At 60.1% G+C, this 19,908-nt stretch carries 18 protein-coding genes; 2 read left to right on the top strand and 16 right to left on the bottom strand.

Annotation, left to right across the window (positions count from 1 at the left end):
* Nucleotides 1-37 precede the first annotated feature (37 nt).
* The gene (locus CQ020_RS03835) at nucleotides 38-1,270 is read left to right on the top strand and encodes a PIN domain-containing protein (RefSeq protein ID WP_105690628.1); all 1,233 of its coding nucleotides are present in this window, start codon (nucleotides 38-40) and stop codon (nucleotides 1,268-1,270) included.
* Between the two features lie 1,484 nt (nucleotides 1,271-2,754).
* On the top strand, nucleotides 2,755-4,890 hold the full coding sequence (locus CQ020_RS03820; protein ID WP_181151740.1) for an acyltransferase family protein: 2,136 nt from the start codon (nucleotides 2,755-2,757) through the stop codon (nucleotides 4,888-4,890).
* 50 nt (nucleotides 4,891-4,940) lie between these two features.
* Here CQ020_RS03820 and CQ020_RS03815 read toward each other — a convergent pair whose 3' ends face one another.
* The 16 genes from CQ020_RS03815 to CQ020_RS03740 form a co-directional block, all read right to left on the bottom strand.
* Nucleotides 4,941-6,713 carry a BNR repeat-containing protein gene (locus CQ020_RS03815; RefSeq protein ID WP_105690624.1) on the bottom strand — a complete coding sequence of 591 codons (1,773 nt, stop codon included), beginning with the start codon at nucleotides 6,711-6,713 and terminating at the stop codon, nucleotides 4,941-4,943.
* Nucleotides 6,713-6,922, bottom strand: coding sequence for a hypothetical protein (locus tag CQ020_RS03810; protein WP_105690623.1), 210 nt, complete (start codon nucleotides 6,920-6,922; stop codon nucleotides 6,713-6,715). The genes CQ020_RS03815 and CQ020_RS03810 overlap by 1 nt, the downstream gene beginning before the upstream one ends.
* A gap of 14 nt (nucleotides 6,923-6,936) precedes the next feature.
* On the bottom strand, nucleotides 6,937-7,440 hold the full coding sequence (locus tag CQ020_RS03805; protein ID WP_146116607.1) for a hypothetical protein: 504 nt from the start codon (nucleotides 7,438-7,440) through the stop codon (nucleotides 6,937-6,939).
* Complete coding sequence (locus CQ020_RS03800) at nucleotides 7,437-8,393, bottom strand: hypothetical protein (protein ID WP_105690621.1); 957 nt, start codon at nucleotides 8,391-8,393, stop codon at nucleotides 7,437-7,439. Before CQ020_RS03800 ends, CQ020_RS03805 begins: the two co-directional genes overlap by 4 nt.
* A gap of 2 nt (nucleotides 8,394-8,395) precedes the next feature.
* Entirely contained in the window at nucleotides 8,396-9,841 is a 1,446-nt protein-coding gene (locus tag CQ020_RS03795; protein ID WP_105690620.1) for a hypothetical protein, read from the bottom strand.
* Nucleotides 9,838-10,803 carry a hypothetical protein gene (locus CQ020_RS03790; RefSeq protein ID WP_105690619.1) on the bottom strand — a complete coding sequence of 322 codons (966 nt, stop codon included), beginning with the start codon at nucleotides 10,801-10,803 and terminating at the stop codon, nucleotides 9,838-9,840. Before CQ020_RS03790 ends, CQ020_RS03795 begins: the two co-directional genes overlap by 4 nt.
* Nucleotides 10,804-10,832: 29 nt before the next feature.
* The gene (locus tag CQ020_RS03785) at nucleotides 10,833-15,065 is read right to left on the bottom strand and encodes a hypothetical protein (protein WP_105690618.1); all 4,233 of its coding nucleotides are present in this window, start codon (nucleotides 15,063-15,065) and stop codon (nucleotides 10,833-10,835) included.
* Nucleotides 15,058-15,399: a hypothetical protein gene (locus CQ020_RS03780; RefSeq protein ID WP_105690617.1), complete on the bottom strand. Its 342-nt coding sequence runs from the start codon at nucleotides 15,397-15,399 to the stop codon at nucleotides 15,058-15,060. Before CQ020_RS03780 ends, CQ020_RS03785 begins: the two co-directional genes overlap by 8 nt.
* A 125-nt stretch (nucleotides 15,400-15,524) precedes the next feature.
* Nucleotides 15,525-15,866 carry a phage tail assembly protein gene (locus CQ020_RS03775; RefSeq protein WP_105690616.1) on the bottom strand — a complete coding sequence of 114 codons (342 nt, stop codon included), beginning with the start codon at nucleotides 15,864-15,866 and terminating at the stop codon, nucleotides 15,525-15,527.
* A 90-nt stretch (nucleotides 15,867-15,956) separates the two neighbouring features.
* Nucleotides 15,957-16,187 carry a hypothetical protein gene (locus tag CQ020_RS03770; protein ID WP_105690615.1) on the bottom strand — a complete coding sequence of 77 codons (231 nt, stop codon included), beginning with the start codon at nucleotides 16,185-16,187 and terminating at the stop codon, nucleotides 15,957-15,959.
* A gap of 12 nt (nucleotides 16,188-16,199) precedes the next feature.
* Nucleotides 16,200-16,976, bottom strand: coding sequence for a hypothetical protein (locus CQ020_RS03765; protein ID WP_105690614.1), 777 nt, complete (start codon nucleotides 16,974-16,976; stop codon nucleotides 16,200-16,202).
* Between the two features lie 43 nt (nucleotides 16,977-17,019).
* Complete coding sequence (locus CQ020_RS03760) at nucleotides 17,020-17,529, bottom strand: hypothetical protein (protein ID WP_105690613.1); 510 nt, start codon at nucleotides 17,527-17,529, stop codon at nucleotides 17,020-17,022.
* Nucleotides 17,526-17,924: a DUF5403 family protein gene (locus tag CQ020_RS03755; RefSeq protein ID WP_105690612.1), complete on the bottom strand. Its 399-nt coding sequence runs from the start codon at nucleotides 17,922-17,924 to the stop codon at nucleotides 17,526-17,528. Before CQ020_RS03755 ends, CQ020_RS03760 begins: the two co-directional genes overlap by 4 nt.
* Nucleotides 17,917-18,255, bottom strand: a complete 339-nt coding sequence (locus CQ020_RS03750) for a hypothetical protein (protein WP_105690611.1) — start codon at nucleotides 18,253-18,255, stop codon at nucleotides 17,917-17,919. Before CQ020_RS03750 ends, CQ020_RS03755 begins: the two co-directional genes overlap by 8 nt.
* 11 nt (nucleotides 18,256-18,266) lie before the next feature.
* Nucleotides 18,267-18,680, bottom strand: a complete 414-nt coding sequence (locus CQ020_RS03745; RefSeq protein WP_146116606.1) for a hypothetical protein — start codon at nucleotides 18,678-18,680, stop codon at nucleotides 18,267-18,269.
* A gap of 48 nt (nucleotides 18,681-18,728) precedes the next feature.
* Nucleotides 18,729-19,895, bottom strand: coding sequence for a hypothetical protein (locus tag CQ020_RS03740; protein WP_105690609.1), 1,167 nt, complete (start codon nucleotides 19,893-19,895; stop codon nucleotides 18,729-18,731).
* Between the last annotated feature and the right edge of the window lie 13 nt (nucleotides 19,896-19,908).

Genomic DNA, 19,908 nt, shown 5'->3' with positions numbered 1-19,908 from the left:
TCTGACATGAGGATGACGGAGGCCAGATTTGCGCAATATGTTCAAGGGTTATTACCAACCAACCGCCGAGGAAGTCCAAGCCATTTGGGCGGAAGGCCAGATTGCCCTCGACGCAAATGTGTTGCTTTCGCTTTATAACGTACAGACAAGTACGTCTGACTTGTACCTAAGTTCCATGAAGAAGCGCGAAGGCCAGATGTGGATCCCGTATCAGGTCGCCTTGGAATTTCATCGGCACGTTCACACTGAGCGCTCGAAACAGACAGCCGCCCACCACAGCCGAATCAAGAACATCGACTCTCTCCTGAACGACTTCCGCTCGACAGCGAAGAAGTCACGACTACAGCCATCCAAACTGCAGAAGAAAGCAGAGGAGAGTCTGTTGGCTTTGAGGACTGAACTTGATGAAGAGAAGCACGCCATTGCCAAGCAGACCCACCACCATGCGCAGGACACCCTGTTGGACCGGATCTCCTTCCTGTTTGACGGGAGGGTCGGTTCCGAACCGGACGCGGATGCCCTTAATGAGATGTTCGCTGATGGTGAGAAGAGGTTTATAGAGAGTGTCCCTCCGGGATACGAAGACGCGAAGACCAAGAGCGGCGACAACAAGTACGGCGACTACGTTCTTTGGCGCCAACTCATGGACCACGCAATAGAGCAAAAGTGCGACCTGATATTTGTAACTGACGATGATAAGGAAGACTGGTGGCTGAAGGTCGAAAAGACGTCGGTTGCTCCTCGTCCGGAACTTATACAGGAGTTCCGTGAAGAGACGGGCCAGGAAGTTCTAATACTTAATAGCTCGCAGTTCTATCACGTGCTGGTCTCCGACGGCGAAGGCCCCAAGGAGGACGCGGCAGTTATCGCTGCCGCGCAAGAAGATATGGAAGCAGCGGTGTCAGAAGCCCAACAGCTCAGCCCCATGGAATCGCAACTACTTGAGGCGGTCGCACAATTACAAGCGTCTGGGCAATACGTCATCGGCTGGGATGACTTAAGCCCTGAGCTCAGAAGATACGTATTCGGGTCTGACCAGAACGGACGAAGGCGTCAGTCAGCAGGCTCGCAATCAATGAAACTGGCCTGGAAAAGGCTTGACTACGAGCGTCTCACGAGGAGCGTTGCTGAACTTGACCGTCAGATGCGGGAGCTGAAGGGAAACCGGGAAAGTATCGACCAGCGAGGGAAGTTGTGGATTCAGCGTGAGAAAACGCTCGAAGAGCTTAAGGAGATCGAAGCCGAACTCGGGCGCTTCGATGATGAGTAGGGCGCCCATCTAGATCTTGGCCTGACTGTGGAATGGCAGGCACTCCACTTCGCGACGGCTTAATGCACAGAACTACGGCCCGTGGCTTTAGAAGGGAACGACATTGAAAATGAAGCACGCTAGGGTGCAAATTAAGGGAACTGACCTCGTGGGGACAGTTGCTCACCGTTCTACTTCGTTTCAGTACTATGAAACGAAAGAAAAATTGAACACAGCGATCTACCCAATTTACTTTTCAGACACCGGTGAAATGCGCTTCTTCGACGGCGACTTTCTTGAGTGGCTGGACGACTAGCTCTCGCCACTCTGTCTAGTTCCTGAGGAGGAGCAATGTGATCAAGCGTTTGGATAGAACCTACTCGGAATGTGGACTGCCCTTGTTCCAGAGGTATGTCCGGCGGTGGAGAACAAGCCTCGGAGGAGCCACTGAGATGGATCCCATGGGGCCGTCATTCTGCAAGTCAGGCTGCGAACAGTCCCTGGGCGGATGAAATTACCTTCCAACTGCCTTCGAGGTAGGTGCACGGGAATACTGAAGGTGTAGCAGATATAGCTGAGGGCATAGTGGCCGGTCTGGCGGTCGACCAGCCAGCTTTTAACCGGCATTTGGCTCAACGGTGGGCAGAGAAGTGCGTTAAAGTGTCTCCTTATGTGCGCAGACCCGATTCAAGTTGAGCTAGTCAGTAAGCCCTGGTGGGATGCCCCTCTACCTATCCTCGCAATCCTCATATCGGTGGCGTCATTGCTGTACACGTGGTGGGCAAGGAGATCTGATCGCGCAAGCTTGAAAGTCAAAGGCTCCAAGCGCGAAACACATCGTGGATCTCTACAAGAAAACCTAGCTGTGATCGCTACCAATTCCGGCTTTACGGGGACAACCGTCGTGGACGGAGTGCACATTCGTATTGGGAGGAAGGACCCTTTTCGGCCTGCAGGCCACATTGACGGGCAGAAGCCGCCCAAGACACTCGGCCCATGGGAATCCATGGACTTCGTTCTTGTAACCAAGGAGCTAGCGGAGCATCTAGTCAGTCAAGGCCGCAAGCCGCAGCATACGAAGCCAATCGTTACTACCGGACGCAAACACTACCCGGGCAAATGGGACAAAGAGGCGATGGAGGTGCTCGTCAGCTCCTACAAGAAGGTGAAAGAAGCGGCAGATAAGCGGAACCCACCTCGAAACCTTAGGACTCGAGTCCGGGAACTCTGGCCGCTCTAAAGTCTGCTGATGCCTCTAGTAGGCACCCAAGCAGTGTTTGCGCCGAAGTCGGATGAAGGATTTACGGGCCGGCGAACCTTGGCACGTGTCCGCTGTAGGTGTCGGCTCCTACGGTAAAGCGACCGCACTCAACTTGACGGATACAAAGCCATCGTTATCCGCACCAACTAGGACGCTGTTACGCGAGGGAACATAACCGGTCTTATGTTGCCCTTTTCGGCCGGTAGAATTCGTTCCAGTCTTACAACACAAAATATGGGGGAAAGTGGTGCTATCCACGCTCGGCACTCGTAGTGCCACAAAGAAAAAGCCTTCGAAGACCAAACGGGCGTTGCGGCCGGACATCCAAGGCCTCCGAGCACTGGCCGTTTTGGCTGTCATCGCAGATCACCTATTCCACTGGCCCAGCGGTGGATTCGTCGGCGTGGACGTGTTCTTCGTGATCTCCGGATTCCTCATCACCGGCGTGCTCGTTCGCGAATACGAGAAGACCGGCAGGATCTCCTTCGTTGACTTCTATAGGCGACGCATCAAGCGAATCCTTCCAGCGTCAGTACTGGCTCTCGCTGTCACCCTTGCCGTCTCCTACTTCGTGTTCAGTAAGAGCCGTTTCGACATGGTCACCTGGGATGTTATCTGGGCGTTCTTCTTTGCAGGCAACTGGCGTTTCGCCCTTGCCGGCACCGACTACTTCCAAGCAGACGGTCCAGTTTCTCCGATCCAGCACTTCTGGTCCCTCGGCGTAGAGGAACAGTTCTACTTTGTATGGCCATGGGTCATGCTGCTGATCATTGCCATGATGGCAAAGCGGTCCAGCAACGGGACGGCGGTACGCCTGGCAGTCGGGATAGCCATCACCTTGATCAGCGTTGCATCTTTCGCTTGGGCGATGCACGAAACGACAACAACTCCAACGCTGGCTTACTTCTCGACGTTCTCACGCGCTTGGGAACTCGGCGTTGGTGCCGGACTGGCGATTCTCGCGCCCGTGCTAGTGCGCCTTCCAAACGCGCTGAGGCCTGTATTGGGCTGGGTAGGATTCCTTGGAATCATCGCCTCACTGTTTATCATCAACAGCACATCGATCTTCCCTGCCCCCACTGCGGCTTTGCCTGTGCTAGCCACAGGTCTGGTTATACTTGCGGGCACCGGTGGGCCTCAGCGATTCTTGGCGCCTCTCACAAACCGAGTCAGCGGATATGTCGGTGACATCTCGTATTCGCTGTATCTCTGGCATTTCCCGGCGATCATTCTGCTGAGCTCGGTCATGGACATCACCCAACCGGTAACTGCAATCCTGCTGCTGGCCGGAATCTTCGTGATCTCGATCTATGCTTTCCACCTCGTTGAGGACCCCATCCGCAGGTCGTCATGGCTAGACGCCAAGACAAAGCACCGCCGAAAGCAGCGGCAGCCACTCTCTCAGTCATATAAGCTCACCGCCCTTAGTGCGCTCATGCTCATTACGGCGCTGACAGTTGCAGCTCTTCTTGCGCCGCCGGCCCAGACGCCGCAGGCAGTGTCCCCGGTCGCGGTCGCAAAACCGACGACAACAGCGGCAGCTCCCTCGCAAACGCCAGAGCTGGACAAATTGCAAGCGGAGATCTCTACAGCCTTGACTGCAGCATCATGGCCGGCCCTTACCCCCTCAATGGATGAAACCATCGCTGGTGGCCAAGCGCCGGGCGATGTCGGCAAGTGCGCCAGCCCGGACAACCTAGTTGACGAGCCTTCCTGCACTTGGGGCAATGCGAACGCTTCGAAAACTGCGTTGCTCGTGGGAGACTCGATCTCCGCAACCTACGCTGCCACCCTCCGCGAGACACTTGGGTCGGACGCCAGTTGGAAATTTGTCTCCTACGCGACCTTCGGTTGCTTCTGTGCTGAAGGCCCAAAGGTAGACGCTGACACAAAGTGTGCTGCACGACGAGCTGACGCGATGGAGGCGATCCAGCGGATCAAGCCTGACCTGCTGTTCGTCTCCAACCACTACGAAGCGCGATCACCTGCTGGCATTGGCAAGATCACGGACAGCGAGCGAACTGAAGCGGTTGCATCCGCCCTGGACAAGGCCAAGCTCAACGTGGGGAAAGTCGTTCTCCTCGCGCCCCCGCCCCAGGACGTGAAGATTGAGGAGTGCTCCAAGCTCAGCAAACCCGCAGATTGCGTCGGAACGGTTATTCCACAATTCGATGCTGTGCGTAATCTTGAGCGCCAATTGGCCGCTCGAATCGGCGCCGCCTACGTGGATACAGAAGCTTTCTTCTGCTCGGCCCGCTCTTGCCCAAGCTTTGTTGGCACCACTCCGACGAAACATGACCGAATGCATATGTCCATTGCTTACCAAACGAAGATCGCTCCTGCTCTTCGCGAGCAACTGGTAAGTCTCAAGCTGCTCTAGACGAGAAGATGGCCCCCGAGCATCACTGTTCGGGGGCCATCTTCTTTGCATCAGTAGACAGGACCATCCATTACGCCGAGCTCCAACACTGCCGTAGAGACTGATCCTGTGAATGTGGCGCTCACTCGGCCGAGAATTTGAAGCAAGGCCTCAGTGTTGTTTGTCGGGCCATACTGCAACGGAATCCATGGCGTTGACCGCATGACAGTTGTTGACGCGGTGAAGGGGATTGAGCCGAACAGTCGCGACGTTCCGCCTTGCTGCACCTCGAACACCGACAGCAGGCAGGTTCCGCCAGTGGTTGACGCCCTGCCAGTCAATCGGGCGAACACCTGCTTGCCTCGTAGATCTGGAGTAGTGATAAGACCACCGGAGCCAGGAAGGGCGACGTCGGTCGTAGAAGTCACTGTCGTGAGGGGAACTGACATCGTCTGTATCGTTCGGATGCGGGGAACCCTCGCCTCTCGTCGCAGCAGCACGCCGATCTGCGAAAGATCCACGCTGACAATAGCTCCCCATTGGCGGGAGAAGTTGTTCACGTCCCAGTACTCTGCCCCGGGGTTGCCCACGTCAGCGTTCGCATGCGAAACCATGAAATAGAGTTCGTTGCGTTCTCGCATTGCCCGGCCGTCGAAGGTGATCTCAAGATCGCGGAGATCGACGTCCACCAACGGAACTTCCGTGGACTTACCGCCGGTCACGTCCACGAGCCGGGGAACTCCGCGCAAAGATCCGAATCGCGGCACCGAGTAGGCGATAAGGGTTCGGCCCTCGGCAGTGCAGACGATGGCCGGGCGGGTAGTCCAGTTGGTAATGCCCATGCCGTTCTTCAGGTCGGTGACCTGCTCGTTGACCCATGCGGTTCCGTTCCACCAAAGGTGATGGATGTTGCGGTCGGGTCCTGCGTCTGACGCCAGCATGAGCGCGATGTGGGGGTGGTCGCTAACGTCAAGGTCAAGACCAAACTGGTTGATGATTCCGGAATTGGTCGCAGCGGTTGCCAGTGCCTTCGCGTTCGTATTGGAGTGCACGAGCGGGATTGTCACGGCGGCCCCGGCTGCGTTCTTCCATGTCGCGCCTTTGTCGGTTGACTTAATGAAGTGCACGTCCGCGTTGGTGTTCGCGTCTCCACCGTTGGGGCGCCACGTGAGGGCTACGGCCAACGTCCCTGCGGCGCTGATGACAAACCGGGATTCGTATGGGTTCTCGTTGGTGGCCTTGCCAGCAGCGAGCATCCCCAATTGCGTCCACGCGCCGCCAACGTTTCGGCGATTCAGGTAGATGTCACCGTTGCCAGAGGCGCCGTCACGGTACATGAAGAACAATGTGCCGTCCGGGTGCAGCGCCCACCGTGGGTACGTCACCTGGGCCTCGTTGAGCCCGGTCATGCCAGGCGCGGTCCAAGCGGTGATGTCGTGCGGGTTTGTAGACCTGACGTAGCGCAAAACGTCGCCGTGCATGTTCGCGGCCACATGGATATAGCCTTGGGCGTCAACAATCAGGGAGACGTTATTGTGGGGGTCATTGTCTACTGGCAGGACGAGAGGGTTCCCGGCCACGCCGGACAGATCGAACGTGGACCACGCGCCGGTGGGCAGTTTCCGCTTGCCGATGATCAGCGCTCCGGCTTCGTTGTACCAGCCTGCATACTGCTTACCGTCCCCTGTTGAGATGGAGTCCTGATTGTACGAGACGCCGTTGTACTGGCTCTTGCCTGACAGCCCGCCGGGAAGGTGGGAGAACGCCATCGGCGGGGTGAACGCCTTGGCCTCCACTTCGAAGGTATCGAGGCGCCGGCCCTTCGCGTCTTTCATGTACGCCATTAGATGTCCTCCACAACGATGTCTGCGATTTCGTCCGTGGTCTGATCAACCTTGATGATGACGTGCTTGTCCACCAGAGGGAGGCCAGTCACCGAATCAACAAAGGTGACATAAGTGGCATTCAGTGCCGTATCTTGCAGGCGTTCTGGGATGTGCTTGTTGAAGATTTTGCCTGACCCATCGAGGGACGGCACTTTCTTGATAGCCATGTAGTGGGCTCCTGTTAGGCCGTGATGAGCAGGGCGTCGGAATCGGATGGGTCAACGGCAATGGAGCCGTCGGACTTAGTGGTGAAGACGAGGGCGTCCTCGTCAGTTGGGTCAATGGCCACGCCTCCACCCACGGCCGCTTGCGCGGCCAGTTCGGCAGCGGCCTGAGCGGCGACAGCCGCTCCAGCGCTCGTGGTTGATCCAATGGCCGCGTCTTGCGCCGCCGCCTTGGCGTCGATCGCCTCGTTGCGCAGGCCGTGGTACGAATCGAAGAAGCCGACGAATCCTGCGCCCACCCACTTGACCTGCGGCAGCGTTGCGATGAACGGCGGCAGGAAGCCGTTGGAATTGGACATCAGCGGGTTGGTGATCGTCAGCCCGTTTGGGTCCGTCAGGATCAGGGGCGAAGTGTTGCCAGAGTCTGCCGGGTCGTAGATGTAAATCTGGCCGTTGGCCACAACATTCGAAGTGTTGAACGGGTCAACGACCAGCTGCATGTCATAGGGGTAAGTTGTCACGCGGCGGCCACCCAACTGAATCCATCAAGGTTGATGAAGAAGTCTTTTCGCAGAACCCTCGAGAACGCTTGAGGCGTCTCGAAGGTGACGGACAGGTCGGGCCGGATGTAGATGCGGCCCCAGCCGCCCATGGCGGCGCCGGTGGGCACGATGAGCATCTTGTTGCCCCTCGGCTTTGCGCTGGCTGAGATTGTCCCGATGGTGTACGGATTGTCTGCCAGCATGTTGATCTCAGCGATGTTCACGCCGATTGCGCCACGCGAGATGACAACACCGTCGGCACTCTTCTCGAAGCCGGGAGCCTCATAGCCTGCGCCAAGCGCGGTATAGAAGCTGGTGGTGTTGATCAGGCCCGATTCAAGCGAAGAGCTGGATACCCAGCCGGGCATGTCATTGGCGCCTGGCGCGTAGGTCCAAATGGACTTGTCGATCGTGACCGTAGCCCCGAGGCGCGTGAGGTAGGAGAGGGCAAGCGAATCCTTGGCGATGAGGCCGCCGTTGCCTGCCCAGCAGCGGAGGTCGATGATCTCCTGCGGCTGTGTCTGTCCGGCCTTCCATTGCACAAGCGCCAGCGGCTGGTCATCCTCAACACCGGGCGTGCTCTTGCGAGCCGCCGGGATGGTCTTCTCGGTGGCGCCGGTAACCTTGACTGCCGCCGTCGGCCCGCCGGCGAGGGGCTGCCAGTTGCGCCGGAGTGCGATCAAGTCCCAGCGGGTGCCGGAACTAATGGCATCGCAGGTGATTGTGACGTTTGTCGTCTGCGTGTCGAGTACGCCATGGCCCCAGCCGGTGCCTGCTGCGACCGAGACCATCAGCGGCTGCCCTGGGACTGCGGTGACCTTGAGGTCACCAGCTCCCTTGACGCCGTACTCAGAAGAGCCTGCGCTGGGAATAAGAGCGGCCCACTGGCTCTCGTTGACGGTGCCGTCATAGCCAATGCTCGTAAAGGCCATGGTTACTTCACCTCTATTTTTCGAAGTCGTGATACGGAGTTGCGGAGCGCTTTCGCCCATGCGCGGTCTGGGTTGTCGGTGATCTCTCCGACTGAGGGAGTGGCGGTAACGCCGCCATCGAATGTCCACACGAGCTCCGCCTCGCGGAGCGTGTCGGTGATGGAGAGGTTTGGTCCGACGACCATCGAGACCTTGTCTCCGACGGCCACGGAGACCCCGTAGCGGAAGCTGTCGGTCTCAGAGAGCACCATGCGAATGCCGGTCTTCTCGCCGCCCTCGGTCAGCGCTTCGCTTGCCCGCTTGGCAATGAGAGCCTCGTAGGCTGCGCGGATGGCGGGATACTCTGCGTCGATCGCAGTCAGTTCGGCCTGGGCCTCGTTGGCCGCTGTAAGCGAGTTGGCGGTTGCCGCTGCCTGAGAAGTCCTGCGGTTGGTCGCTGAGTTGTAGTCAGAGAGCGCCTGGCTGCGTTCTGAGGAGCCGGAAGGGTATGAACCGTCCACCGCTACCTTGGCGTTCGCTGCGTTTGCTACCGCCGTCGTGAGCGTGTTTAGCTCGCGGACGTCTTCGGCGTAGTTAGCAGCCGTTCGGTCGCGGGCTTCCCATGTAGTGTCCCTGCGGCTGTACCAGCTATTCAGATCGCTACCGACGTCCCGCGCGTCAATGAACTTCTCAGCCGTGACGCCCCAGAGGGCGGAGGCTGCAGGGTCTTTGAACTCGCGAAACTCGCGGTCTACGCCCTCGCCTCGGCCGCCAACGATGACGTTTGTGACTACTGGTGCATTGTTGGTCCATGACCAGTCCTGCACGACGCCCGACTCTTCACTGAGCAGAAGTCCGTAGGTCTTCGGAACGAAGACGTCCAGCACGAAGCTGGTCGCTGCCTGCTTGATGGTGATGCCGAGTCCTGCCGCCTCTACGGCTTCGATCATCTTGTCGAAGATCGGTTCCATGCGGATTTCAAGCGTGATGCTGGAGCCTCGCCCGAGGTCTGGCGCGATCGTCAGATTCATGCCGAGTCGGTCGATCGCATTCTTGCGCACGACGGTCTTTAGGACGGTCTCTGCGGGGCCGGTGAGCACATAGTGCTCCTTGGCCCCTTGTGCGGTGATTGCGGCCGTAGGAACCGGCCAGCCGAGGACTGAGGCCAGCATGCGGAAGTCATCTTCGACAACGAATGTCGCAGAGCCGGTGATGGTTGGCCCATTGATACTGCGGGCCGTGACCGGCCCTGACATTGTCTGCTTGCCGTTGTAGTCGATGATTACGCGGCTGCCTGCGGCAATCAGGTGCGGGAGTGCTGGGTGGTCGAGCGCCAGCGAGAACGTCGCTGTGCCCTTGAGGTTGAAGCGGGGCACCATTCGCAACTCAACTGGCGTCGAAACAATGGCCTTGCGCACAAGGTTCTTGTCGTAGACCGTGATCTTGAAGGGGAGTTCGGAGGCCGTCATTTGCCCCACGCCCTGAAGTGCCGGGGCACGAGTTCCATGAGCACGACGCCGGAGCCGTTGATGACAATTGACAGCGGGATGGAATCACCGGCCGGGACCGACCTAAAGGCGATTGAGCCCATGTCGCTGAACTTGTCAACGGGCGAAGTGATGCTGCCGAAGCCTGATAGCGGATTAGGCGTCCAGTCGCCGAAGGTGACTGTTTGCCGCTGGGGGTCGGTGTCGATCTCCAGCGCCTTGCCGGTGGGAATATCAAAGGGGACTTGGATTAGGTGACCCGGGAGGCCGATTGTCGTGGCGGTCGACGGTCCTACAACCGTCCACTTGGGCCAAGCGTCGAGGTCTCCAGGGTTGCTCACGGTCGCGGTTGACGCGCTGGATGCTGTGGAGATGGTGAAGTTGGGGGCGCCTGAGCCCAAGAAGCTCAGGCCGCCGGCGCCGGACCAGCCGCGACGGATGCTCTCGCCAATCCAGAAGGGCTGCTCGGCCGCCAGGTAAATGCCGTACTTCTCCCACCCTCGGATAGAGGGGAGGATGTCGGTGGTATGGCCACCATCGTTGTCGAAGGTGCAGGTCAGTGTGCGGGTCCGGCCGCTAGGGTCCGTGACGCTCCACTTGCCCGGCCGATCAGGGTGCATGGAGCGCCAGAAGTCGCCATCCAGATCGGCCCAGTCAAACTGGCCGCTCTCGCGGTAAACGAGTAGCGGCCAGAATACTTCGCGCTCACTGGCGATCCAGCCGGTGCGGCGCGAGCCGTGCACTGCTGGCGAGGTCTGAGTGTGACGCCTGATCGGCGGCATATTCAGACCTCGCACACCGGGCATGAGGGCTACGCCCTCAGCGCCCGTAGCAATGTCCCACAGTTCCCCGTCCCACGACTCCCAGGTCATGCCCATTCCCTGCGGCAGGCGGGCTGTTGCCAGCATGTCCACCGGGGGAGCGGCGTAGACAATCGAAGCCATGTGATTCCTTACTGGGATTGAATGGTGAATTAGGCGACGTCGTAGACCGTCTGCATGTCGCGAGCACGTGTAGCCGCTGCCTGCCCGACTTCGGCTGCATAGAGGTAGGCCACGCCCGGGGCCGCGTCCACGTGGATGTGAAGACCGTCACCGGATGTTGAGGAGCCTGCTGTGCTGCCGCCGCGCGTGCCGCCTCGCTCGTAGAGCTCGTAGCCGAAGCGGCCGGCGACGTCATCGAGAATTGCGGTGGAGCGCGCACGCTTGCTGGCAGAGAGTGGGATGTAGGCCTCGCCGCCAGTGGTCTCTTCAGCGAAGACGCGCCACGTGCTGGAGCCGGGGTAGATCTTGGCCTGCCCCGGGGTCTCGAATTGCAGTCCGCCGTCAGCAAAGAACTTCGGCTGGAACTTCTTGCTGAACTTGCCTAGGCCTTCGTAGACCATGCCGTCTTCGCCGGCGCCTCCGAGGATGTTCTTGGCGATGTCGACGGTGGCCGTAAAGACCTTGCCTGCGATGGACTGCAAGCCGCCAATGACACTGCCAAGGACTGACAGGGCGTTGCCGACAACATTCACAGTCGGCGAGAAGGTTGACGAGGACAGCACGTTTCCGGCGCTGCGTACGGTTGAGATCGCAGTATCGAAAGGACTCTTGTTGGCGTCCAGGTCAGGCCTGAAGGTTGTCGCATCCAGACCTGCCCCCTGGCCCTTGGCCTGCGCGATCACCCCGTTGAAACGGGAGGGATCGGCATCAAGCTGCGGGGTGGGCTTGAGGTTGTTGAATGCGCCAATCTCGTACTGAGCTTGGTTCAGCTTCGGAGCAAACTTGGAGCTTGCGTCAACGTCCAGACCGATGGTTGCGGGCTCAGCGACAGTTGCCTGCGCTTCACCGTTCGCCGCCTTGAGGTCGGCCAGTGCCTTGTCCTTGGACTCGGGGTTGAGCGTCATGTCGATCTTCGCGGGGTCCAGATCAAGCTGGGCGAGGATGGCGTCGATCTGCTCCGGCGGCACACCGCCGATAGTCAGCTGCTGGGCAATGAGGTCGCGGGTCTTCTGCATCTCCGTGCGGAGAGTGTCGATTGCGACCTGCGGGTCTTTCTGTGCCAGCGCCAGCGCCAGCGCAGAATTGCGACCATCGTCAGCGATTTTGCGAAGTTCCGTGCGCAGATCAGAACCCGATTTGGACACGGTATTGATCGTTCCGTCTGCGTTGAATAGAGCCGGCAGTGCCAAGCCCTCGCCTTCGCCGATCCTGACGATTTCTTGGAGGTTGGCCACGAAGTCACGCGCCGAGTCATTGGACTTCTGGATCGCATCATCGACCGAAGTCTTGCCATTCATCATGCGAATGACGTCGTTCACTGCGCGAAGCTTGTCCTCGGCGGTGGAGGACTTTTCGGCCAGTACCTCGATCGCTGCGATAATGCCCGCCGAGGTGTCCGTGGGAACGCCGAGCTGCTTGGCGGTCTCCTCAACTTCCTTGCGAGCGGCTTCCAGGTCAGCTCGAATCTTCTGCAGACCTGCGCCGGTTTTGGCTGCGTCGGAGCCGAAGAGGTTGCCGAGGATCTGGCTGAGGCCCGTCAGTGGGCCGAGAGCCTCGTTGTCGCCCAGCGCCTTGATGACGTCGACTGTCTTCTGCAACGGTGTCGCCGAGTCGGCTGCCTTTTTGATGGCTGCGTTGACGGCCTCAATGGACTCCGGGACGCCCTCAGCGGCCTTCTGAAGGTCTCGCAGACTGATCCCGATGTTCTGGGCGTTGGTCGCAATTGAGTCCTTCTCCCAGAAGAGGAAGGCCTCCTTAGTGCGAAGCTGACTGGCGATGACTCGTTCGGCTGCAGCGTTGATGCCCTTTTGGCCATCGAGAGCGGTGACGAGGTCATCAACCTTTGCCTTCTGCTTTGCCGCCGCGTCACCGACCATGGCAATTGCCGTGCCAGCGACTGCAAGAGCTACGCCCCAAGGGCCGCCGGCAAAGGACAGAAGGCTGCTGCCGATGCGCTTGCCGACTGCGGCCGCCTTGTCGCCGATCGTCTGCAGCTGCTTGACCATCGGCGAGCCATCGAACTTGCGGACGGAACCGTCTGCTGCGTAGATGAAGTCACCAATGCGCTTGGTGGAGGTCTCGGCGCTCTTGGCGCCGACTCGTGCGCTGTCCGCAAACTTGGACCAGCCACTTTGGACTGTGCCAAGGAAGCTGCCCAGTGGGCCTCGTAGAGCCAGGAACACAGCGAAGGCGCCTGTTGCCAGCTTGATTGGCCCGGGCAGGTCGTTGAACGCACCCAGCGAGGCATCGAGCAGATCGACGACCACAGCCAGCGGGCCGGAGGCCGCTGTTACGAGGGCGTTTACGAGGCCTGTGATGGACGGCGCGAACTTCTCCAGATTGCCGGAGAGCTTGCCGACTGAGCGGTCAAGGAAGCCGACGATGGTGTTGATAACCGGAGCGACGCCCTTGAAGATCTCGCCAGCTACCCGGCTCATGTTGCCGATGATCCTGCCGAGGCCTTCGAAGCTTGGGCCTAGATCTGCCAGCGCGCTCTGCATGTCGCGGATGCCTTCGAGCGTTCCGGTCTGGAACTGCAGTTGGCCCAGCGTCTTTGCGATGCCAGAGAGCAGCCCGCCGCCTAGCTTGCCGAGTCCCTTGAGGAGCTCGTTGACATAGCCAGCGGAATTGCCGATCGTCTCGCCAAGATCCTTGACGCCTTTGTTCAGCTCCGTGGCGCCCTGTCGGGCTCCGGCGAAGATGGTGGCCATGCGGCTGCGGAATGGCTCGGCCAGCATGACGTCGGCAATGTCCCGCATGTTGTCGCGGAACTCGGGGAGGCCCCCGCCTCCCGCGTCGTTGACTGCGCGGGTGATGCCCTTGAACATGTCGACCACTGACTTGCCGACAGAGCCCATGTCCTTGAGGCTCTGAACACCCTTCTCGATCCAGACGTTGATCTTCCCGGCCTCATCGGCCTTGGTGATCCAGTCGTCGAATCCTTGTGCGATGTCCGCCAGGAAGCCGCCGAAGCGGGGCAGGTAGTCGGAGCCGCGAAGGCCGAGAGTGTTGAGTGCGTCGAAGAACGGCTTGGATGCGGCGGAAGCCTGACGGAAGAATCCCTCGAGGTTGCCGAACATCTTCTTCATGTCGCCGTTTTTGGCGATCTCCTCGAACGAGTCGAGGATGCCAGCATTGAAGCGTCCAACGTCGTCTGCTGCGCCTGTAAGCCCGTCCCGAAGGACGGGGATAACGTTGGCGGCGAACCGCTGTATTGACTCGCCCATGCCCACCCAGAAGGCTTTCTGAACGGGCTTCTGAATGGAGTCCCATGTGCCACGCAGCGCAATGGCTGCGGCACGCGCTTCATCTGGAAGCGCCGCAAGCGCGTCGGCGTCTCCGTCGATCGCGCTCTTGAAGTTCTTGAAGGCCGCGACGTTGATCGTCACGGCAGAGGCTACGGCTGCCAGCGCAGTCGGCAAGGTGGCAAGCAGCCCAATGGACTGCACCATTCCCTCGCCGACGGTGAACGCTGACGTGCCGATGAAGGCCAGCGCATTCACGACGTTGCCGATGGCAGTTGCCCAGCCAGCCGACTTGAGGCTGAACTTGTCGAAGTTGACGATCAGCGACTCAAGGTTGCGGCCGACGGACGTCAGGACACCGAGGCCAGCGAGGCTCTTGATGAGCCCCTCGGCCACGATCAGCGACTTCTTGTTTACGTCGACGAAGAAGTTGACCTTGCGGTCTCGCGTCGCATACTTCAGCTGGGCTGCTGCGACCTCGAGGCCAGTCATGTCCGACTTGAACTTGACGCCCTTGCCGTCTTCCTTTTTGAGGAACTCGTCGATGTCGCGTTTGGCCTTCTCAAGGCCGTCGCTGGTGTTGACGTCCACGTTGATGCCAGCGGCTGACGCAGCGTTGAGAGCGGCATTCAGCTTGGCTCCAGCACGTCGCAGGTAGTCCTGGTCCATGTTGACCTTGACGTCACTGACCTTGAAGTCCTTGAGCATTCGGCCAATGTCGCTCGACGCCTTACGCAGCGCGTCAGGATCGACTCCGACCTTGACGTTGAGCGTCTTGTCGACTTCCTCGCGGACGTCTCTGACGGCCCGCTTTGCCTTCTCCCTGACGCCGGTGGCGTCAAGGTCGAGGTCAACGACCACTTCGTACTCTTGGCCAGCGAGTTCCTTGAGGATCTGTCGCTTAGCGTCGCCACGGAAGCCCTTGGCGTCAGGTCGTACCTTGACGGCGACCGCGCCGATTAGTTTGAGATCAGCCAAAGCTGTTCACTCCGTTCCACCCCAGGGCTTTCAGTACGTCGTTGTTGGTGACCGGCGCCGCCTTCTTGGCGGGAGTTTCTCCACGCCATTCGGCAGGTCCGATGACCGGGAATTTGGGCTGCTTGTCCTTGGGCCAGTTGCCGGTGACCAAAGTCAGGTCACGGAGCGCATTGAGCTGCATGGCAGCTAGGCGCCGGTCCTGAGTCCAGAAGCGTCGGTTATAGAGGTCGAGCGCTTCGGGGTCCGGTTCTGGCAGGGGCGTTGCCTCGTCGTCATCCATGGGGGCGGACATGATGGCGGCGTAGCGGGAACCCTCGGGGAGTTGGCGCATCATGGCAAAGATGAGGCGGACGCTGCCGTAGCAACGCCCGCCAATGAACTCGATCAGATCGAAGTTCCAGAACTCCTTCAGATCAAGCCAGATTTCCTCGCCGTATGCGTCCAGCTCAACCGCGAGGGTTAGGCTTCCCCCGCGTTCGTCTTCTCCTGGTACTCGTCGAACAAGTAGGACCAGCGAGTCAGGTCTTCACCCGCCCAGCGCTTGACCACATTGAATGCCTCCTTGCTGCGAGCTGTCAGGCGGAAGGCGTCTGCGTAGACGTCAGTCCAGTCCTCGTCGGTCTCTTCTGTGCCAAAGCGCTTGGCGATGTCGAGTGCTGCGACTACGGCCTTGCGGCCTTCCTTGTCGAGGCGCAGGATCGGCTGGAACGCTACGACCTTGCCGCTCTCGATTTCAATCTCAAAGTCTGGGTACTTCTCGTCTGCACCCTTCTGCAGATCGGAAAGCTTGATTGCGGACATTGCAACTCCTGCTTGTTGTAAGACTGTGTCGCGGACAAATGGAAAAGCTGAGTGGGCGGGTGTCCGCTCCCGCCCACTCAGGGTCATTCGCTACTTAGCTGCAGCCGCTTTGGCGACAGGCTTGGTGGCGGGCTTTACAGGCTCCGCAGGGGCCTCATCAGCAGGCTGCTCGGCTGCAGGAGCTTCGTCAGGCTTGTCGGCCGGAGGGGTGCCCTCAACGGATTCGCAGAGCTTGACTACAACTGCGAGCAAGTCACGGAGCTGGCCACCGAGATCGGCGGAGCCCTTTTCAAACGAGGGGAGCTGTTCTTTCAAAGACATGTGCGGACTTCCTTACGGTGCGGCGATTACGACGGTGGGGTCGGACGTGTAGCCCGAGCCGCCATTCGTTACGGTGATGGAGGTAACGGCGCCGTTCGTCAGAACGGCGGTAGCTGCAGCGCCAGAGCCCGCGCCACCGGTGAAGGTGACAGACGGGACGCTTGCGTAGCCGGAGCCAGCGTTGGTCACGGTGACTGCGGAGACGACCTGAGCCGAGCGAGAGGCAGTCGCAGTTGCCTGAATCTTCACGGCAACCGGGGGAATGAACTCGATGGCGAATGCATTCGACAGGTAGGTCAGCGGGGTGACCTTCAGCGGCAGCTGAGCCAGGTTCTCGGTGTCGGAGATTGCGAGATCATCGCTGCGGAAGATCGACGCCTTCGGGGCGTAGATACCGGCAGTCGTGGTGCCGTCATAGAAGACGACCAGCCAAGCAACTTCGGTCGGGGTCGCGTCCTGAGGAACCTGCACGTGGCCGGTGCCCGTAATGACGGCGTTGGCGCCGTAGTAGAGCTTCAGGCTGTCCTTATCGAACTGCAGGAGGTTCATGTTGAAGGACTCGGTACGCGAGGCCACAGACTGGCGCAGGGTCTTCGCCTGCAGCGAGCCCAGCGTGGTGACGTCGCCGCCCTCAGAGGCCGAGGCCAGGATGTCCTGCATGGAGGTGTGGCCCATCTCGGTCCACGCAACACCCGGGTTGCGCAGGTCGGCGGGAACCGCCGTGCCGATGGGTGCCGTGTAGAAGTGGCCGGTGCCAACCTTCAGTACGGCAGTGTTATCAAGTGCCATGTAAGTCTCCTCGTGGGCTTGTTGCCCACAGAAAAGGCCGCCCCTAGTGGAGCGGCCTGAAGCGGTTGTTTACGCTGCCCAGAGCGGGCGGGCGGATGAGTAGTCGGTAGACCGACTCGAAGCGCACGACGCCCTTCGGGAGGGTGGCGTACTGCACGACGCCCGTACTGGTTGCCCAGTCGGAGACGCGGGAGGGGGCTGTTGAGTTCTCGATGACTGAGATGTGGCCGAGGCCGGGGAATACCTTCTGGGTGAGCTGCGCCTGACGCAGTGCGACGCGGCACATCTCCTGCAGGTCGGCTCCGTCCCTCATGGCCTCAAGGCCAGAGGTAAGCGTGTTGACCGAGATGACGACAGGCTCAAGGAACCTGTCGTCGCCAGCGCGACCTTCACCGTTGCCGGAGCGCCTCTCGCGTGAAGCGATGAGCGCCGGCGTATTCATGCCCTCGGTATAGAGCGTGCCGATCTGAATCTGCTGCCCAGCGAAGAAGTCTCTGAACAGAGCCATCAGCAGGCCATCGGTTGACCCGAAAACTGGAATGTCGATTGTCATGAGGTCTTTCCGTACTTGCGGACGCGGTCCTCGACCGCATTGCCGAGAGCGTGGATGCCGTCAACCCAGACGCGACCCTTCTTGGTCTTCTGCCAGTGGCCGAGCTCGATGGACAGTGCGCTCTTATTGGCGTTGTCCGTGCGGTCAGGCACGTTGTCCTGAGCACCTTCGTCGTAGAGGGCGACATGCCAGTCGAGCTTGGTCTTGGGTGGCGAGATGACTGCGATGCGGGCGTCTCCGTTGTCCCGATGCAGCGAGAGGTTGGACCGGGCACGAGCCGCTATGGCGCTGCCCTGAGCCTTCAATTCGCTGCGGACTGCCGGGAGGTGGGAGACGATGTCCTCGACGCTTCCAGGCCCCTTCAGGGGGCCGTTGAAGCCAAGCCACTCAGCCATCGGCCAGCAGCCTGTTCCGTGATCGGAGGGTGAACTCGATGTGTCGCAGTCGCTTAGTCGCGCCTGGCGTCATTCGCGGAGGGCTTGCCAAGTCCCACTCTTCGCCATTGAAGACGACGCGGGACCAGCTGCCTGCGGGCACCTGGCGGGCCATGATGCGGACGACCTTGTTGCTTACCTGCCCGGCCAGCTCAGCGTCTGAGGAGCGATCCTCAGAGCTTGTGACGCGGATGGTAATGCCGTCGCCCGACGGCCGCTTGACGACGTTGCCGAAGGAGTCTGTCGCAGTCTCCTCGACGTACACGATCAGCGACTCGCTGCCTCGATCCAACAGTCGGCTCCTCACCATGGGCGAGGGTCCGCATCTAGGAACAGGTACTCAGGCGAGCCGCCCGGGTAGCGTCGGTAGTCCGACGTCGCAATGAAGCGGTCGGGGTTAGTGAGGGGGATCGAGGTGACTCGGCCGCGAGTGTTCGCTGCCATCTGAATCATCTTGATCTCGCCGGCGGTAAGGGCTGCGCCCTTCCGGTAGTCGACGTCGATGTCGAGTGAGACCGCGTCGCCGCGTTCCAGCTTTAGGCCGCTGGGGTTTTGGTAACCCCGGGCCGCCGCTGCAATCGCCGTCGTAACAGCAATCGCAGGGGCGGTCTCGGGGTCAACCCATGGCAGGCCGTAAAGCCGAACTTGAGCGGAGGCCTCTTCGAGCATCTCTACCGCCAGCGCTACGTCCAGCGGATCGGTGATTGGCTCGCCCACGCGAGCCGCCACCCTAGCTACAGTGCCTAGAGGCTCCATTCAAAGTCCTTACGGTACGACGGGCTCTACGTCATGGCCGATGGTGAACGGGTCACCAGCGGGCAGCGTGCCGGCGAACGGCTGGTCGTTGTAGACCTTGGCCAGGGTGGACGTGGCAGAGGAGCCGAGCGAACCGTTGGTGCGGGTCTTGCCGTCACCGGGCTTGATCTCGGCTGCGGTTGCGGCCGTGGAGTCAGCGGCGAGGACGATCTTGATGCCGCGCACGAAGTACTGCACCGTGTCAACAATTTCCTTGGTGCCGTCAGAGTTGATCTGGCGGAGGTTGTCCTTGGTGACGCCGGTCGCGATCCACGAGTTGAACGTGGAGCGGTCGATCTGGCGGGATGCGTCGTAGTCCTGGATCCAGCGGAGGGAGAAGCCATTCTGGTTGGAAATGGCACCCTTCACTGCACCGAGCGGCACGCGGGGTGCGGCGGTGAACAGGAGGACTGCGGAAGCTGCGTAGACGTAGCCTTCGTTCTTGCCAAGCGTCGGGTCTTCGACGGCAGTAATGCCGGCGAAGGTGTCGATCACGTTGGAAGCGAAAGCTCCGTCACCACGGCCTTCGTTCTTCGTGGACTTGGAGGCCTTGCGAAGCAGGTTCGCCCAGCCGGAGCCAACAACCGCAACGACGTTAGTGTCAGGGTTGCGCAGAGCCTTGAGCTCTGCCTGCACGTCGCTGAAGAAGTTGAAGACGAGGTCTTCACCGTCAGCGTGTGCTGCGGCCTTAGCGGCCGAGGAGGCAACGAGTGCCATGACGCGCTCGTAAGGAGCGTCGATGACCTGCTTGCGAACGCGTCGCTCGAGGCCGCCGGTCACTGCCTTGATCTGAGCGGTGAAGAGCTTGCCCCATGCGCCTGCGAAGTCGAACTCCAGAGCTTCGTCGATGAGAGCAACTGCAGAGTAGTCGTTGTTCGGCTCGACCGTAAGGTCCACAGTCTGTTCGACGTAGGTGTCCGTCACGATCTGCTCGGCGCGGTCATTGCGCCATTCATACGTGCGAACGGGGAGGGTTCCTTCAACGCGGAAGGTGATCTTGTCGCCGGCTGCGCCCTTGAACTCGTCGAACGAGCGGCGCTCAACGGTCTTGGCGAGGACGGTCTCTTCGCCAAGCGCGACTACAGCAGCTGCTGCAATCTTCTCGGCCTTTACTACTGCGTGCTGACCAACGGCCATGCATGTCTCCTAG

Source organism: Arthrobacter sp. MYb23, from assembly GCF_002979775.1.
Classification (GTDB): domain Bacteria; phylum Actinomycetota; class Actinomycetes; order Actinomycetales; family Micrococcaceae; genus Arthrobacter.
Note: the sequence above shows the minus strand (reverse complement) of the source record. Positions and strands in the feature narration are given on the sequence as shown.